Genomic DNA, 16,198 nt, shown 5'->3' with positions numbered 1-16,198 from the left:
GTGGCCGTAACTCTCCTGGCGCTTTCGTGCGGGTACGCGACGAGTCTCTGTGGCCGGCCGTTTCGTCCGGCGCGTTCACCGGTGTCACCACGCGTGCGGGCGGGACGTCTTCCGGTCTGGTTGGCGAGCCGAGCGGGTGCTCGGTGGTGCCATGACCTCAGATGCGGACGCTTCGGGAAAGCGATCGGAATGGCCTGTTGGCCGTCTGCCCAGGTCAGCGTCCTTGCGATAGCGTCCGGTTGTCATCCGGTCCGGACCGGACACCGGTGGCATCGGGGGTGGGCGTGGTGACGCAGCCGGACGAACCTGTGGTCGGTCAGTTCACGTTGGATCTTCAAGCTCTGTACCGGGCGGCGGGCAATCCGAGCGTCCACACCATGGCGAAGACATGCGGTGCATCTGCTGCCACCCTTCATGAGTGGGTCAGCGGCAAGGCCGTGCCCTCTGACCGGAACAAGGACGCTCTGACGGCGCTGGTCGGTGTCCTGGCCCGCCTGGCCGGGAAGAAGTCGGGTGCCAAATATCCGCGGCACTGCGAGGCCGAATGGCAGGCGTTGCGCAGGGAGGCCTGGGAACGGCGTCAGGGGGGCCGGCCGGGTCGGGGACGCGCGGTGCGCGGGGAGTTCGGCGTGGTGCCCGCTCGGGCGGACTGCTACCAGGACCGGCCCGAGCTGACGGCCTGGCTGCAGCGGCCGGCGCGCGCCGGGGGGACGCGGCAGTACGTCGTGTGCGGGACGGGCGGAGTCGGCAAGACCCAGCTGGCCGCCCAGTACGCCCGAGGTGTCTGTGATCAGGGCGAGGTGGACGTGCTGGTGTGGGTGAACGGCACCTCGCGCTCGGCAGTCGTCGACGCCTTCGCGGCCGCGGCAGCCGGACTGCTGGGTGCGGGGCGCGATGATCCCCGGGCAGCAGTCGCGCTGTTCCGCGCATGGCTGAAGCAGGCACCGGGTACCGGCCGGGCGCTGCTGGGCGCGCGGTGGCTGGTGGTGATCGACGATGTCCCCCATGTCCGTGCCCTGCGGGATCTGTGGCCCCCCGACGTCCCGCACGGGCGGACCCTGGTCACGACCCGCAATCGTGATGCCGTGTTTCTGAGCGGTGGACGCGGCCGAATCGATGTCGACCGGTTCACGCCGGGGGAAGCCGTCGCGTACTTCACGGCCAAACTCGCCCGCCATGGAATGCGTGACACGGCGCAGGAGCTGGCGGCACTGGCCGAAGACCTCGGCCGGCTGCCTCTGGCTCTGTCGCAGGCCGTCCCCTACATGGTCAACCGGGGGCTCGACTGTGCCGCCTACCGCGCGCGTCTGGCCAACCGGACCAGATCGCTCGCCGACGTGATGCCCACCGAGACCGGGCTGCCCGATGACCAGGCCCTCACCGTGGCGGCGGCCTGGGACCTGTCCATCGACCTCGCCGACCAGCAGCCGCCCCAGGGCCTGGCCCGGCCCATGCTCCACCTGCTCGGCATGCTCGACCCGAACGGCATTCCCGAGCCGGTCCTGCTGAGCTCACCTGCCCGGCGTCATCTGACCGGCCACACCGCTCGCCCGGACGGGGCCGGGCACCGGCGGGACATCGCCGACGCCGGGGATGCCGCCGACGCCCTGGCGAACCTGCGCCAGTTCAGCCTCGTCGAATACGACCCCCGAGGCAGCGGCCGGGTGGTGCGCGTCCACCAGCTGATCCAGCGGGCCGTGACGGAACGGCTTTCCGACCGGGACAGGACCAGGTGCGCCCGAGACGCGGGCGACGCACTGCTGGATGTGTGGCCCGGCGGTGAACGGGACATGGAACTGGCCGCCGCGCTGCGCTCCAACGCAGGCGCCCTCGCCAAGTGTGCCGAGAGCGCCATGTACACCCCGGACGCGCACGCCGTGCTGTTCAGGGCAGGCACCAGCCTCGGAGGGGTCGGCCGGGCCGCTGAGGCCCGAGACCACTTCCAGGAACTGGCACGCTCCGTGGACCGGCATCTGGGCCGTGAGCACGCGGACTTCCTCATCGCACGCGGCTACCTGGCCTACTGGCAGGGAGAGGCGGGAGACGCCCCCGGCGCCGTAGCCGCGCTCGGCAGACTGCTGCCCCGGATGGAGCGTACGCTGGGCGCTGATCACTCCGAGACCTTCGGCCTCAGGCACAGCCTGGCCTACTGGCGGGGGCAGGCAGGTGACGCCGCGGGGGCCGCGGCCGCCTTCGCCGAACTGCTGGCGGATTACGGGCGTGTCCTCGGCGATGACCACATCAGCACCCTCACCGCCCGGCACGACCGCGCCCGCTGGCGGGGAGAGGCAGGGGAACCGGACCGTGCCGTGGCCGAACTCGCCGATCTCCTGCCCGACATGACGAGGGCACTGGGCGCGGACCACCGCAACACCCTCGCCACCCGTCACAGCCTCGCCCGCTGGCGAGGGGAAACAGGAGACGCGCAAAGCGCCGCCGCAGCGCTCGCCGACCTCCTCCCGGACCTCGAACGTGTGATGGGTCCCGACCATCCCGATACGCTCGGCGCCCGCAACGACCACGCCCGCCGGCTCGGGGAGGCGGGCGACGCCCCAGGGGCGGCCGCCGAGCTGGCCGAGCTGGTTCCCAGGAGGGAACAGGTTCTGGGCGAACTCCATCCGGACACTCTTGTCACCCGGCACAGGCTCGCCCACTGGCGGGGCAGGTCGGGAGATCCGCAGGCGGCGGCCGAAGCCCTGGAGGCCTTGCAGCCGGACATGCTCCAGGCACTGCACGAGGACGATCGCCGGCTCCTCGCGGTCCGGCAGGACCTCGCCTTCTGGCATGGAGAAGCCGGCGACCCCCACCGGGCCACGGCAGAACTCGCCCGGCTCCTCACCGACATGACGCGCGTGCTGCCCGCGGACGATCCCGACCTGCTCGTCGCGCGGTACAACCACGCCCGCAGGCTGGGGGAAACGGGACACACCGCCCTGCCCCTTGCCGTGGCCGAGCTGGATCGGCTTCTGTCCGACATCCACGCTGTGCTGCCCGCGGACGCGCCTCTCGCAGCGGCCGCCCGAGAGCTCCTGTCCCGCTATCGCCACCGGCGCCCGGAGACGGCGTGAGGAAAGAAACGGCAGGCACAACACGTGGGTGACCGGCCGCCGTAGTCGGCCCGTCCGGCGGACTACGACGTCCACCGAGGCGGATTCCGCCACGGCCGTGAGGGCCACCACCGCAGCCGGTGCCTGCGCCGGATCGTCGCGGGCGGCTTCCAGGCGGGCGGCGAGCGGCCGTCCCGCGGGGCCGAGCAGGGCCGAGCACAGCCGCCTCTCGACGTCCGGGACGCGCGGGCCGGCGTCAGCGCGGTGAGTCGGGCAACGTGGCGAGCAACTGTCTGTCCGTCACCACGGCCAGCGACAGGGTGCGATAGCCGACCGACTCGAACAGGATGGTGATCTTGCCGTCGCCCTCGCTCATGACCTCGCCCCGGCCCCACTGGTCATGGCGCACGCGGACGCCAGGCAGGTAGGCGTGGTCGTCGGCCGTGGATCGTGCGGTCGTCTCCGCCGCCCGGCCGGCACCCGCGGAGGCGCCCGCGCGCGCACCGGCCCGGATCCACCGGCGCTGCCGCGTAACCGCCTTGTACGGCCGTCCGTCTCCGGACCGCTGGCGCCTCGGCCCGCTCGCAGGCTTGGCCACCGTGGCCGTGCAGTTCCCGCACGCCCCGCACGGGACGGGGACGGACTCGCCGAAGTATCCAAGGAGGAACCGCCGTCGGCAGTCGGTCGTCTCGGAGTACCCGCGCATCATGTCGACCCGGGACTGTTCGAGCTTGCGGTGCGTGGCGTGGACGGCGAGGGCGCTCTGCACAGCGGCGTCGACATCGTCATCCGCGGAGGCGCCGGCGGCGCCGGTGAAGCGGCTGCCGTCCCGTCCGGTACGGACGGCCCCGGCCTCCTCCAGCAGGTTCAGCACGGCGGACAGTGCCGTCGCGCCGAGTTCGCAGTCGGCCCGGAGCCGGGTCGCGCCCACGGCGCCCTCCTCGCCGCGCAGCCGCTTGGCGACGCGGCGCACCGCGTCGGCGTCGGGAGCGCCGGCGGCGAAGAAGCGTTGCAGGCCAAGATCCTGCGGGCGGTAGGCGAGGATCGCCCTGGCCGGTGCCCCGTCGCGGCCGGCCCGGCCGATCTCCTGGTAGTAGGCGTCGAGCGAGCCGGGGACGGACGCATGGATCACGAACCGAACGTTCGCCTTGTCGATGCCCATCCCGAACGCCGAGGTCGCCACGACCACGTCGAGTTCACCGGAGCTGAACCGGTCCTGGGTTCGGCCGCGTTCGGCGGCGGACCGGCCCGCGTGGTAGCTCGCGGCGGACAGTCCGAGGCCGCTCAACTGCGCGGCGTAGCTGTCCGCGGCCCGTCGCGTCCCCGCGTACACGATCCCCGGCTTCTCCTCGACGGCCGCCCGTTCCACGACGAACCGCTCCTTGGCGGCTCCGTCCTGAAAGGTCGACACGTCGAGGTGGATGTTGGGACGGTCGAAGCCGGCCACTATCTCCACCGGGTCGTCCATGCCGAGACGCTCGGCGATGTCCCGGCGGACCGGGGCCGCCGCGTTCGCGGTCAGGGCGAGCACCGGCGGGTTGCCGAGCCGCTCGCGCGCGTGGCGCAGCCGCAGGTAGTCCGGCCGGAAGTCATGTCCCCAGGACGACACGCAGTGTGCCTCGTCCACCACCAGCAGCCGGGGCCGGACGGCAGCGAGCCGGTCAGTGACATCCGGCTTGGCGAGCTGCTCGGGAGCGAGGAAGACGACGTCGACCGAGGAGGCGCTGATGCGGGCCCATGCCGTCTCGTTGTCGCTCTGGCGCTGCGCGGAGTTGATGGCGGCGGTGCGCAACGCGCCGGATCCGAGCAGGCTCTGCATCTGGTCCCGCTGCAGCGCGATCAGCGGCGAGACGACCACGACCGGACCGCCGAGCAGGACCGCGGGCACCTGGTACACGGCGGACTTGCCCGCGCCGGTCGGCATGACGGCGAGTACGTCACGCCCCTTCATCACGGCCTTCATCGCGGCCAGTTGGGCCGGACGCAGGTGCTGCCAGCCGAAGACCCGACGGGCGGTGCCGCGCAGACGACGGGACGTGCGTGCGAACATGGTTCTCCTTGAAGGGTGGGCGTCCAACCGCCGTGTGTCTGGCGGCTACCCCGGTTCGCCGGTATATCGCCTCACACGATTCGGTCGCCCCCATCAAGATCCTCACGGCACGTTCGCAGCGCCCGGTATCCGACCGTTGATGCGATTCGGATGCGTTCGTCTTGCCGCCGCCATGACCGTTCACCGAGGGATCGTCCGCCCCGGCCCACCCCGTCGTCCTGCCGCGCCACCGGCGACCGCCCCGGCTTGACCGAGCGCCTCAGCCGGCCGACGTGGTCGTCCTGCCCCCACCTGCGCCGGCCCCGAGCCGCCGCCGACTCCGTACCCTGGCGGCATGCGCATGCGCCCCACCCTGAGCTGGACCCCCGCCGCGGATCTGCCGCCGGGGACCACCGACCTGCAACCGGTCGTCGACGCGCTGAGCACCGGCGGTGTGCTGGTGCTCAGCGGCGCGGGCATCTCCACTGAATCAGGCATCCCGGACTACCGGGGCAAGGGCGGGAGCCTGACCCGGCACACCCCGATGACCTACCAGGACTTCACCGGCAGCGCCCACGCGCGGCGCCGCTACTGGGCGCGCAGCCACCTCGGCTGGCGCACCTTCGGCCGGGCCGTCCCCAACGCCGGGCACCGGGCCGTGGCCGCTTTCGCACGGCACGCCCACGTCTCGGGTGTGATCACCCAGAACGTAGACGGCCTGCACCAGGCCGCCGGCAGCGAGGGCGTCGTGGAACTCCACGGCAGCCTCGACCGGGTCGTCTGTCTCTCCTGCGGCGCCTTCAGCCCGCGCCGCGAACTCGCCCGACGGCTGGAGGCCGAGAACCCGGGCTTCGATCCGGTGGCCGCCGGGATCAACCCGGATGGTGACGCCGACCTCACGGACGCGCAGGTCGGGGATTTCCGCGTCGTGCCCTGCGCCGACTGCGGCGGCGTACTCAAACCGGACGTGGTGTTCTTCGGCGAGGCGGTGCCGCCACAGCGCGTCGAGCACTGCCGACGGCTGGTCCGTGAGGCGTCCTCGCTACTGGTGCTGGGCTCGTCGCTGACGGTGATGTCCGGGCTCCGGTTCGTCCGCCAGGCGCACCAGGAGGGAAAGCCGGTGGTGATCGTCAACCAGGACCCGACCCGGGGCGACCCGCACGCCCTCACCCGGGTCGCGCTCCCCCTGGGGCCGGCCCTGACCACCGTGGCCCACCGGCTGGGCGTCCCGGTCGGCGGTGGGCCTGCGGACTGAGGCGCCCGGCGGGTATCCGCAGCCGTTTCCCCGGATGGATGGAACGGCAGAGATCAGCAGGCCGCGACCGCCTTGTCGATGCCGCACCAGCGCCGGTGCTACAGCTTCCAGTGGCGCAGCTGGTCGGCGACGTCCTGGACGCTGATACGGGTGTCGCGGACCTTGCGGACCAGGTCCGACAGGGCACCGTAGGGAGGATCGATGCCTTCGCCGGCCTGCGCCATGTACTGGGCGGTGATGAACGCGGCGTACAGGCTGTTGCGGTGCGGGAGCGGCTCCAGGCGCACGATCGTGTGCAGCAGGGCCGCGGCGCGCCAGGCCGTGTCCGGGTCGGCTGTCGCGAGGGTGGGCATCCGGGTCTTGTGGCGGGCGACGGCGGCGACCAGCGCGGAGTAGTCCGCCACGGTCAGGTCGTCGTGGCCGAGCGCGTTCTCCTGGATGTCCAGCAGCCAGGAGACGTCGATGTAGAGAGGCGGCATCAGGCGGCCGCGACCCCGTCGCCGCGCTCGGCGGGCGGCACTTCGTCGGGGAAGGCCTCGTCGAACTCGCCGCGCAGCCGCTCCGCCCATTCGGTGGCGCCCGCGACGAACTGTTTGCGCTGCATTTCGCGGATTCCGAGGTCGTGCAGGTACTGCTTGAGGCTCTTGCCCTCTGCGGCGGCCGCAGCCCGCACACCTTCGAGTTCTTCCTCAGTGAAGGACACGTTCAGGGATGGCATACCTGTGATGGTACCTAGTAGGTGCCTGTCCGTGAAGCGCGATACCGGACCTGCCCCGCCGGCACTGATCGCGATCGTGGCCCTGCGCACGGTCAGCGCGGAACGCAACGGTCGGACCTGGTCCCGGGCTCCGGAGCTGGCCGACGCCAGACCCTGTCCGACCGTTCGCGCACGATGCGTTCGCGTGGGCCGTGCTCTCCGTTCCCGGTCGTGCCTACTCGTCGGCAGCGCCACCTCGGGACTTCGGCCGACCGCGACTGCCGCGGGCCACCGTCATCACGGCGCCTGCGTCTCACGAGGATGACTTTCGGCCTGCAGCTCGAACCACATGGTCTTGCCGGTGGCGGTCCGGACACTGCCCCAGGCGTCCGCGAGCAGGTCGAGGAGCTCGATGCCCCGGCCGTTCTCCGCATCCGGGTCGGCGGCGCCGCGCGCGGGGCTGGTGGACTCCGTGTCCTCGACCTCGCACAGCAGGCGCGAGTCGCGCAGCTGCAGGTTGAGCCTGAGCGGACCGCGCGTGTGCCGCAGAGCGTTGGTGACCAGTTCGCTGACCAGCAGCTCGGCGGTGTCGGCGAGCTCACCCACAGCCCAGTCGCCCAGCTGCGCGGTCACCAGACGTCGGGCCTGGCGCACGGAGGTCAGTTCCCGCTGCAGGGGCCAGGAGGCGTCCCAGGCGGTGGCACAGCCACGTGGTGCGTCAAACGGCCGCAGCGGTGCGAGCAGGCGGGACCACAGAGCCCACTGTCGGGCGAGCCGCGACGGTGCAGCGGCGCGAGAGGACCGCGCTCCCCGGTGAAAGGCGATGCGGTAGCCGATGACCCAGGTGGCCACGGGGATCAGTCCCTTCGCTGACGGCCGGCCAGCCGGCCGGGGTGAACGTGCCAGGCAGACGCCAGGCCCCTGCACGTAGCACTCGCTACATCTCAAATATAGACGTAACCCCCGCTACAGTAAATACCTCGCGAATGACCTGATAACGGACAGCGCGGAATGCTCGGCCGCGCGACCCCAGGAGCCCCCCATGCCTCGCCCACCCGATCCAGCCAAGCGACGCGACCTTCTCGACCGGGTCCGCGAGTACGTCGTGCGCAACGGCGTCGCGGACCTGTCCCTGCGACCGCTGGCCAAGGCCCTGGGCACCAGCGACCGTATGCTCCTCTACTACTTCGGCACCAAGGAGCGGATGGTCGCCGAGGCCCTCGACATCTACGAGCGTCGGCCCCTGCTGCGCACCCGCGCACTGCTGAAGACCATCGGCTCGCCCGCGAGCCCCGCGGACCTGCGCCGCTTCGTGGAGGAGGTGTGGCGACGGTTCAGCGACCCCGATGTACGCGCCACACTCCCTCTCTACTTCGAGATCATGAGCGCCAGCGTGCTCCACCCTGGCCGTTACGGGCACGTCATGCGCGACATCGTGACCGAATGGACCCTCCTGTACACCTCCGTCTTCCGCGACCTCGGCATGGCCGAAGAGCGAGCGCGCACACAGGCCACCCTCCTGACCGACGCCTGCCTGGGCCTGCTGATCGCCCCGCTGGCCGACGGCCACTGGGACCGCGCCCACGAAGCCTTCCACGCCCTCCTCGACAGCCTGGAACCCGGATGGCAGACCACGGCGTGACACCTCTGCGCAGGCGCCCTCACGTCCGGCAGTGGTGGAAAGCGGCGCATGCGGACAGAATTGTGATCAGCAGGACCGCACGCTCACAGCCATGCCGCGCGAGGCCGGTGTCCCGCCCACGGAAGGTGGAAGACATGCGGCACTACGATCTCGTCATCCTGGGGGCAGGCAGCGGCAACATGCTGCTGTCCGAGGAATTCGATCACCTGCGGACCGCCATCGTCGAACCGGACCGTTTCGGCGGCACGTGCCTGAACCGGGGGTGCATACCGAGCAAGATGTTCGTCGTCGCCGCGGACGCCGCCGAGGGCGCGCGGGCGGCACGGCGCCTCGGCGTCCACGCGAGCGTCGCGCACGTCGACTGGAAGTCCGTCCGGGACCGCGTGTTCGACCGCATCGATCCGCTGCACGAGAGTGCGGTGGAGTACCGCAGAGGCCAGGGCGTCGACGTCTTCACCGAGGCGGCCCGCTTCGTCGCCCCGAAGGTGCTGGAGGTCGGGACGGAGCGGATCACCGCCGAGACGTTCGTCGTCGCGGTCGGGTCGAGGCCGGTGGTGCCGGACATCCCCGGCCTCGACACCGTCGCCTTCCACACCTCGGACACGATCATGCGGATCGACGCCCTGCCCGCGTCCATGCTGGTGCTCGGCGGCGGCTTCATCGCGGCCGAGTTCGGCCACGTTTTCGCTTCGTTCGGCGTGGACATCACGATCGTGCAGCGCGGGCCACGCCTGCTCATGGCGGAGGACGAGCAGGTGTCGCAGCGCTTCACCGAGCTCGCTTCACAGCGGCACCGTGTGCTGCTCGGCGCCGAGATCACCTCGGCCGCACCGAAGGGGGACGGTGTGGCGGCGGTGGTGGCGGATCCGGACGGTGAACACGCCGTCGAGGCCGACATGCTGCTGGTGTGCGTCGGCCGCAGGCCCAACACGGACCGGCTGCGAGCCGTCGACGGCGGGCTGGAGCTGGACGAACACGGCCACATCGTCACCGACGACACCTACCGCACGTCCGTGCCCGGGGTGTGGGCACTCGGCGACGCGGTGAACCACTTCCAGCTCAAGCACGTGGCGAACGCCGAGTCGCGACTGGTGCGGCACAACATCCTCCACCCGCAGGACGGGCGGACGCTGCCGAACAAGGTGGCGCCGCACGCGGTGTTCACCAGTCCGCAGATCGCCAGTGTCGGTCTCACGGAACAGGAGGCGCGGCGGCGCGGCATCGACCACCTGGTGAGCGTTCGCGACTACGCCCAGACCGCCTACGGGTGGGCCCTGGAGGACACCACCAGTTTCGTCAAACTCCTCGCGAGTCCGGCCGATCGCATGCTCCTGGGCGCGCACATCATCGGGCCCCAGGCCGCGACGCTCATCCAGCCCCTGATCCAGGCCATGTCCCTGGGACTGACGGTGGACCGGATCGGGCGCGACGTCCTGTACATCCACCCGGCTCTGACGGAGGCCGTCGAGCAGGCGCTGCTGGACCTGTAGTCAGGCCTGGCGGACGGGAGGCACCGAGGGAGCACCGTCCGGAGTGGACACCCACCCCGGCGGACACGTGCCCGGCGACGGACCCGGTGCCGCGACTCGCCGTCACCACGGTCGCGCCCCGGGAACCGCACGGCACGCAACCTGTACGTGGCGGACCCGCACGGCCCTCGGCAGGGCGTGGCCGACGGCCTCGGCCCTCGCTCGCGAGGCCGGACCGCCGTGACCGTACGGCCCCGCGCGAGGGATGGACCAGGCCCGGCGAGGACGATCAGGCGGCGACGTCGAGGACGACGCGGAAGCGCGCCTTGCCGGAGAGCATCCGCTCGTAGGCGTCCATGGCCCGCTCGAAGGGCATCGTCTCGATGGCGGGGCGGATGCCGTGGGCCAGGGTGAAGCCGAGGTTGTCCTCGTTCTCGATCGACGAGCCGGTCAGGCTGCCGACGATGCTCCGGGTACCGAAGATCAGGTCGGCGGTGGACACCGACAGCGGGTCGGGCGCGGCACCCACGACGACGAGCTTCCCACCGGGGGCCAGACCGCGCAGCAGCGGGTTCATGGACGCGCCGCTCGACGCCGTGGCGACGACGAGCGAGGCGCCGCCCAGGTCGGCCAGCGCCGTACCGGGGTCGGTCTCCGAGCTGTCGATGTACTCGTGAGCGCCCAGCTCACGGGCGAGCGGCTCCTTGTCCTTGCCGCGAGCGACGGCGGCGACCCGGTATCCGAGGCTGCGCGCGTACTGCAGGGCGAGGTGTCCCAGGCCGCCGATGCCCTGCACGGCCACCAGACTGCCCGCCCGGACGGAGTCCTGCTGGAGCGCCGAGAAGGTGGTCAGTCCGGCGCACAGCAGCGGGGCGGCCTCGGCCGCGGACATGCCGTCGGGGATGCGGACCAGTCCGCTGGCACGCGCGTAGGTCACCTCGGCGTAGCCGCCGTCGATGTTCGTGCCGGTCTGTCCCTGGTCGAGGCAGTTGACGAAGTCGCCCCGGCGGCACGGCTCGCACTCCCCGCAGTGTCCGTTCAGGAAGCCGACCCCGACGCGGTCGCCGGGGTGCCAGGCGGTGACGCCGGGCCCCACGGCGTCGATCACGCCGACGATCTCGTGGCCGGGCACGATCGGACTCGACGGGTCGGCACGCAGGCCCTCCACGGCGAGGACGTCGGTGTGGCAGACGCCGCAGGTCTCCACCCGGAGCCGGACGTGTCCGGGCGCCGGGTCGGTCAGCTCGCGCTCGACCAGCCGGAGGTTGTGGACTCCGGTGGCCTCGAAGGCTCGGTAGGTGGTGGACATTAGGGCTCCTTGGTACCGCCCGGCCGGCACGGGCCGGCGGGGCTCGGTGTGGCGATGTCACTTTCAATATGACCAGTCGTCTTAGATGGCGTCAAGCCCGGCCGGGTAAGCGCGCGGGCCCCGCGATCCCGGCTTGACAGTGACCAAGACGACCGGACATATTGAGAGGGAGGTGATCAGAATGGCACGCGCATCGAAGCGCGAGGAGATCGCGCAGGCGGCACTGGAGCAGTTCCGCACCCGGGGCTTCAACGCCACCGGCATCAGCGACATCACCTCGGCCGCCGGCGCCCCGAAGGGTTCCTTCTACAACCACTTCGCGAGCAAAGAGGACTGCGCCCTGGAGGCGCTCGACCGCTATGCCACCGGCCTGCGCTTCGACATGCTCGACACGGCCGGCCGGCCTCCGCTGGAACGGCTCCGGACGCACTTCGAGTTCATGGGCTCGGACACGATGGACAGCGGCTTCGCCCGCGGATGCCTGGTCGGCAATTTCGGCGCCGAGGTGGCCGACCACTCCGAGGAGATCCGCTCGGCGGTCCAGCGCGGCTTCCAGCAGTGGGCCTCGCACATCGAGCGCGTGCTTGCCGAGGCCCAGGAATCGGGCGAGGTCAGCGCCTCGCTCGACGTGTCGGCGACCGCGCTCTTCGTCCTCAGCGCCTGGGAGGGCGCCCTGATCGCGGCCCGCGCCGACAAGTCCTCCTCCCCCATCGACGCGTTCTTCCACATGGTGTTCGACGTCGTGCTGCGCTGAGCCTGCCGGTCACCGTCACGGCTGCTCTGGGCGGGGCGCCACTCGTCGTGGCTGTCTCGCCGTCCGCCTACGACTGTGGGCGACTACTCCAGACGACGCTGCGGTCCTCGCATGCGAAGTCGGATCCGACGGGGTCTTCTCCGCCGCGCTCAGCAGTGACGCTTCGGCACAGCACAAACCCTGATCCGCTCCTGGATCGAAGGACGACAGGCAGATGGATCTCTCTGCGGGACGCGCTGATTCCGGAGAAACCGAGGATCTCCTCGGCCTCGGTCATGCTCGCGGAGCGGAGCTCGATCGACCTGTAGTGCTGGACCAACTGCATGGCACTCACACCTTCGAAACGCAGGTCCAGGCATGCGGTGTCCACGCTGTCGGGAACAGCCCGAAGGAGCAGTTGAGAATGTCCGACCCCATAACGCCAGACTCTGAAGGTCCGATCGGACTTGAACATGACGACGGAACTCGCGCCGTTCATCGAACTCGCCCCATTGTTCAAAGGGGTTGTCATCTACCTCTACCTCCCTTGACCCAGGTGTCCCATCCCACACCTGCGGAGACCGACCCATGGTGCAGAGCTCCCGGTTCGTCAGTATCTCGAAGCCGCTCGAACCGACTGTCCCCGCACGGGCCGCACCGACAGGTCCGTCGAGGGCCGATGCGGATCTGACACAGATGGGATATCCCGTACCGGGCACGGAAACCGGCCCAGGTACCGGCACCGACTTCTACCGGCCCGCCATCAGCCGAGCCCCGGCAGAGAACACCGTCAGTCGGCCTGTCCCGTCGTTTCCCGTGCCCCGCTTGGAGACGGGCTACCCCGATGACCAGGGAACGCTCCTCTGGATGACGGCCGGGCGGACATCGACAAGATCGAAGCCGTCCACGCGGCGCAGGAGGTGTTGGACCTGGCCCAGGCCGGAGTCGCGGACGAACCCGACCCACCCTTGTGTGGTCGCGTGTCCAAGAAGCCACCCGACGACGTCCATCGTCAACCCGAAGTCGTCCTCGTGGACGCACGTCCGGACGGTCAGGGCCCACGGTTCGCTGCCGTCCGTATTCGGCCTGTCCACGGCACGGACCAGCAGGGAGACATCGGCCCCGTCGAACGAGTGGCTCGCCGAGCCACCGGCGAAGGCCTGCCAGGGACCGCCCCATGACTCCCAGTCGGTGGACTTCAACTCTGTCGGCCTGTCCCCCTGCCCGAGGAGCCAGCTCAGTTCCAGAAGGACCGGCTCGGGCAGGTCCGGCGGCAGGTCCACCGCCAGGAACAGGTCGTAGTAGTCACTCACACCAGGGACCCTAGCCCCAGCCGGTGACAGCGCCTCGCGGCCCTGGCGGACCCCCGCGGAGCCCGGTGGAGTCAGAAATCGGGATCTGGCTCAGATTCTGTGGCGCCGCAAGCTAGGGGTGTGCCTCTCCATCGCGAGCCGGTGGCTTGTGGCAGGGTCGTGCGCATGTCGTGCCCCTTCTGCCGGCTCATCCGCGACGACGGTGCGCAATGGGTGGCCCGAGGCCCGTCCGCCTGCGCATTCACCCCGCTCGGCCCGCTCGCTCCAGGGCACACCCTGGTGGTGCCGACGGCTCACTATGCCGACGTCTTCGACACGCCCACCGAGGTACTGGCCGAGACGGTCGAGCTGGTCCAGCGTCTGGCGGGGGCCATGCGCTCGGGTTTGAACGCGACGGGGGTGAACGTCCTCAACGCGAGTGGACCGGGCTCGGAACAGTCGGTACCCCATCTGCACTTCCACGTAGTTCCGCGCTGGCCCGACGACGGCATCTCCACCTGGCCGACCGGACAGTCGCGGCATCGATTCGTCGGCGACCCGGCCGTGCTGCTCGCCGACGCGCTGAGCGCCGGCAAGCAGCACGGAAGCTGAGCCGGAACCGCTGGACCTGAACGAAGCCGGCCCGTGGAAGGCGTGCGCCGCGACGACGTCGTCCGAGCCGTGCGGCGGATCGACTCCCGGCACGGCCTCCCGCTCCCGCCCTGGCTCCCGCCCTGGCTTGCGCCCCGCCGTTGACCGCCGCCGCAAGGACGCCGCGTCGATGATGCCCCTCGAACCGGCCGCACTCCGGACTCGAACGCCGCTGCGGCGGCGCCGTCTTCCGCCCGGGTCTCCCGGCGCGGAACGTGGCACCGCCGCAGCGGCGGGACGGGTGCGTCACTTGATGCCGGTCGTGGCGATCCCCTGGACGATCTGGCGCTGGAAGACCAGGAAGACCGCGATGAGCGGGATGAACCCGAGGACCGAGGAGGCCATGACCTCGGCGTACTGGGGGCTGCTGGGGTCCACCAGTGAGGCGAGGCCCACGGGGATGGTCTGCGACTTGGTCTGGCTGAGGACCAGCAGCGGCCACAGGAAGGAGTTCCAGGAGCTGATGAAGGTGAGAATCGCGACCGTGGACACCGCCGGGCGGCAGATCGGCATGCAGACGTTGGCGTAGACGCGCCACCAGCTCGCCCCGTCGATCCGGGCCGCCTCGATCAGCGCCGTGGGGATGCCGCGGAAGAAGGAGTGGAAGACGAACACCGAGATCGGTGCCGCGACCGACGGCAGGACCAGGGCCCAGAACGTGCCGAGCAGATGGAACGAGCGGTACTCGATGAACTGGGGCAGGACCAGCGCCTCGGTCGGCAGCATCAGGCCGGCCGTGGCCACGGCCATGACCACGCCCCGGCCGCGGAAGCGCAGGAAGGCCAGCGCGAATCCGGCCATCGAGCAGAAGGCCACCGTGAAGATCACGGCGAGTACCGAGATCACCAGGCTGTTCAGATACCAGGCACCGATCGGATGGTTGCCCCAGGACGTCGAGTACGCGTCCAGCGACCAGCCGCCGGAGAAGATCGACGTGGGGCTCTGGGTGATGGAGGCGTCGTCGCGCAGCGAGGTGATCAGTGCCCAGACGAAGGGCACCAGCCAGATCAGGGCGAACAGGGTCAGGCACACGGCGCAGAGCCGGTTGAAGAGCTTGGCGCCGTTGACGGCGCCCTTCGCTTCGGCGGGCTGCGGCTGGGTGATGGTGGTCATGGGTCCTCCGCTCAGGCCGCGCTGCTGGTCGCGCGACGGCGCCGCAGCCCGTACCAGGCCGCCGAGATCGCGACGATGATGACGAAATACACCATGGTGGCGGCCGCGCCGTAGCCACCCCGGTAGGCCGTGAAGCCGGTGTCGTAGATGTACTCGATGACCGGCCGGGTGGACTGGTTGGGCCCGCCGCCGAGCAGCTGGTAGATCTGGTCGAACACCTTCAGCGAGGCGAGGATCTGCAGGATCAGCACCAGGCTGGTGGTGCGGCCCAGGAGCGGCACCGTGATGTGGCGGATCTGCTGCCAGGGGCTCGCGCCGTCGATGGCCGCCGCCTCGTAGACGTCCGCGGGGACGTCCTGGATCGCGGCGGTGAAGAGGACGAAGTTGAAGCCGAACGTCCACCACACGGTCATCAGGACGACGGCGGTCCAGCCGCCCGAGGTGCTGCCGATGAAGTCCGGCACCGGCAGTCCGACGGCTCCGAATGCCTTCGGTATGAGGCCGATCTGCGGGGTGTACATCCAGAGGAAGACCAGGGTGACCACGGAGGACGGCACGACGTAGGGCAGGAAGAAGGCGATGCGGTAGAAGAGCCGGCCGCGGCGCATTCGCGAGGCCAGGACTGCGACACCCAGCGCGAGGATGACCAGCGGGGGTGTGGTCAGCAGGGTGAAGAGGACCGAGTGCCACATGCTCTCCCAGAAGAGGGAGTCGCCGAGGACCTCGCGGTAGTTGGAGAGGCCGACGAAGTCACCGAGGCCGCTCTTGACGGTGGTGGTGTTGAAGAAGCTCAGCACCACGCCGACGAGGAGGGGGCCGACCAGGAAGAGCAGGTAGACGATGAGGAAGGGGGCGGTGAGGAGCCGACCCGCCCGGCGTTCGGACGGGGTGGGCCGGTCGGCGGTGAGGTCCGCGGGGGCTGCGGCGGGTGCCGGTCGCGTCGAGACGACGGTCGTCATGG

General features: G+C 70.6%; 14 protein-coding genes. 6 read left to right on the top strand and 8 right to left on the bottom strand.

Translation table 11 applies throughout. From position 1 onward, the window contains the following. Positions 1–437: 437 nt before the first annotated feature. Positions 438–3,068: a tetratricopeptide repeat protein gene (locus tag ACWDGI_RS39675; RefSeq protein ID WP_450767721.1), complete on the top strand. Its 2,631-nt coding sequence runs from the start codon at positions 438–440 to the stop codon at positions 3,066–3,068. Positions 3,069–3,303: 235 nt separating this feature from the next. On the opposite strand, the gene ACWDGI_RS39670 is transcribed toward ACWDGI_RS39675, so the two are convergent. Further along, on the bottom strand, positions 3,304–5,097 hold the full coding sequence (locus ACWDGI_RS39670) for a RecQ family ATP-dependent DNA helicase (RefSeq protein ID WP_450767719.1): 1,794 nt from the start codon (positions 5,095–5,097) through the stop codon (positions 3,304–3,306). A gap of 334 nt (positions 5,098–5,431) precedes the next feature. On the opposite strand from ACWDGI_RS39670, the gene ACWDGI_RS39665 reads away from it, so the two are divergent. Next, a complete protein-coding gene (locus ACWDGI_RS39665) occupies positions 5,432–6,331 on the top strand; it encodes an NAD-dependent protein deacetylase (RefSeq protein ID WP_450767717.1) in 900 nt (299 codons plus the stop codon). Between the two features lie 98 nt (positions 6,332–6,429). Here ACWDGI_RS39665 and ACWDGI_RS39660 read toward each other — a convergent pair whose 3' ends face one another. The 3 genes from ACWDGI_RS39660 to ACWDGI_RS39650 all read right to left on the bottom strand — a co-directional run bounded on the left by ACWDGI_RS39660 (position 6,430) and on the right by ACWDGI_RS39650 (position 7,865). Continuing rightward, the gene (locus tag ACWDGI_RS39660; protein ID WP_450767716.1) at positions 6,430–6,810 is read right to left on the bottom strand and encodes a toxin Doc; all 381 of its coding nucleotides are present in this window, start codon (positions 6,808–6,810) and stop codon (positions 6,430–6,432) included. After that, positions 6,810–7,049 carry a hypothetical protein gene (locus ACWDGI_RS39655; RefSeq protein WP_450767714.1) on the bottom strand — a complete coding sequence of 80 codons (240 nt, stop codon included), beginning with the start codon at positions 7,047–7,049 and terminating at the stop codon, positions 6,810–6,812. Before ACWDGI_RS39655 ends, ACWDGI_RS39660 begins: the two co-directional genes overlap by 1 nt. Before the next feature lie 276 nt (positions 7,050–7,325). Next, positions 7,326–7,865: an ATP-binding protein gene (locus ACWDGI_RS39650; RefSeq protein ID WP_450767823.1), complete on the bottom strand. Its 540-nt coding sequence runs from the start codon at positions 7,863–7,865 to the stop codon at positions 7,326–7,328. Positions 7,866–8,070: 205 nt separating this feature from the next. Between ACWDGI_RS39650 and ACWDGI_RS39645 the strand changes: the two genes are divergently transcribed. Together ACWDGI_RS39645 and ACWDGI_RS39640 are read left to right on the top strand one after the other, a co-directional pair. After that, positions 8,071–8,670, top strand: coding sequence for a TetR/AcrR family transcriptional regulator (locus tag ACWDGI_RS39645; protein ID WP_450767712.1), 600 nt, complete (start codon positions 8,071–8,073; stop codon positions 8,668–8,670). A gap of 134 nt (positions 8,671–8,804) precedes the next feature. Further along, positions 8,805–10,160: a mycothione reductase gene (locus tag ACWDGI_RS39640; protein ID WP_450767710.1), complete on the top strand. Its 1,356-nt coding sequence runs from the start codon at positions 8,805–8,807 to the stop codon at positions 10,158–10,160. Between the two features lie 268 nt (positions 10,161–10,428). On the opposite strand, the gene ACWDGI_RS39635 is transcribed toward ACWDGI_RS39640, so the two are convergent. Beyond that, complete coding sequence (locus ACWDGI_RS39635; protein ID WP_450767708.1) at positions 10,429–11,448, bottom strand: alcohol dehydrogenase catalytic domain-containing protein; 1,020 nt, start codon at positions 11,446–11,448, stop codon at positions 10,429–10,431. A gap of 181 nt (positions 11,449–11,629) precedes the next feature. On the opposite strand from ACWDGI_RS39635, the gene ACWDGI_RS39630 reads away from it, so the two are divergent. Beyond that, positions 11,630–12,202, top strand: coding sequence for a TetR family transcriptional regulator C-terminal domain-containing protein (locus ACWDGI_RS39630; RefSeq protein WP_450767706.1), 573 nt, complete (start codon positions 11,630–11,632; stop codon positions 12,200–12,202). Positions 12,203–13,017: 815 nt separating this feature from the next. Here ACWDGI_RS39630 and ACWDGI_RS39625 read toward each other — a convergent pair. After that, complete coding sequence (locus ACWDGI_RS39625; protein ID WP_450767704.1) at positions 13,018–13,494, bottom strand: hypothetical protein; 477 nt, start codon at positions 13,492–13,494, stop codon at positions 13,018–13,020. A gap of 165 nt (positions 13,495–13,659) precedes the next feature. On the opposite strand from ACWDGI_RS39625, the gene ACWDGI_RS39620 reads away from it, so the two are divergent. Then, complete coding sequence (locus ACWDGI_RS39620) at positions 13,660–14,085, top strand: HIT family protein (RefSeq protein ID WP_450767702.1); 426 nt, start codon at positions 13,660–13,662, stop codon at positions 14,083–14,085. Positions 14,086–14,370: 285 nt separating this feature from the next. On the opposite strand, the gene ACWDGI_RS39615 is transcribed toward ACWDGI_RS39620, so the two are convergent. Both ACWDGI_RS39615 and ACWDGI_RS39610 read right to left on the bottom strand, forming a co-directional pair. Beyond that, positions 14,371–15,237: a carbohydrate ABC transporter permease gene (locus tag ACWDGI_RS39615; protein WP_450767700.1), complete on the bottom strand. Its 867-nt coding sequence runs from the start codon at positions 15,235–15,237 to the stop codon at positions 14,371–14,373. 11 nt (positions 15,238–15,248) lie between these two features. Then, entirely contained in the window at positions 15,249–16,196 is a 948-nt protein-coding gene (locus tag ACWDGI_RS39610; RefSeq protein WP_450767698.1) for a carbohydrate ABC transporter permease, read from the bottom strand. Positions 16,197–16,198: the final 2 nt, after the last annotated feature.

The organism is Streptomyces sp. NPDC001220 (assembly GCF_053597895.1).
Note: the sequence above shows the minus strand (reverse complement) of the source record. Positions and strands in the feature narration are given on the sequence as shown.

Bases quoted from the DNA above. Each gene is read 5' to 3' on its own strand.
- ACWDGI_RS39670 (WP_450767719.1), bottom strand. From the start codon at position 5,097: ATGTTCGCACGCACGTCCCGTCGTCTGCGCGGCACCGCCCGTCGGGTC.
- ACWDGI_RS39665 (WP_450767717.1), top strand. From the start codon at position 5,432: ATGCGCATGCGCCCCACCCTGAGCTGGACCCCCGCCGCGGATCTGCCG.
- ACWDGI_RS39660 (WP_450767716.1), bottom strand. From the start codon at position 6,810: ATGCCGCCTCTCTACATCGACGTCTCCTGGCTGCTGGACATCCAGGAG.
- ACWDGI_RS39655 (WP_450767714.1), bottom strand. From the start codon at position 7,049: ATGCCATCCCTGAACGTGTCCTTCACTGAGGAAGAACTCGAAGGTGTG.
- ACWDGI_RS39645 (WP_450767712.1), top strand. From the start codon at position 8,071: ATGCCTCGCCCACCCGATCCAGCCAAGCGACGCGACCTTCTCGACCGG.
- ACWDGI_RS39640 (WP_450767710.1), top strand. From the start codon at position 8,805: ATGCGGCACTACGATCTCGTCATCCTGGGGGCAGGCAGCGGCAACATG.
- ACWDGI_RS39635 (WP_450767708.1), bottom strand. From the start codon at position 11,448: ATGTCCACCACCTACCGAGCCTTCGAGGCCACCGGAGTCCACAACCTC.
- ACWDGI_RS39630 (WP_450767706.1), top strand. From the start codon at position 11,630: ATGGCACGCGCATCGAAGCGCGAGGAGATCGCGCAGGCGGCACTGGAG.
- ACWDGI_RS39620 (WP_450767702.1), top strand. From the start codon at position 13,660: ATGTCGTGCCCCTTCTGCCGGCTCATCCGCGACGACGGTGCGCAATGG.
- ACWDGI_RS39615 (WP_450767700.1), bottom strand. From the start codon at position 15,237: ATGACCACCATCACCCAGCCGCAGCCCGCCGAAGCGAAGGGCGCCGTC.
- ACWDGI_RS39610 (WP_450767698.1), bottom strand. From the start codon at position 16,196: ATGACGACCGTCGTCTCGACGCGACCGGCACCCGCCGCAGCCCCCGCG.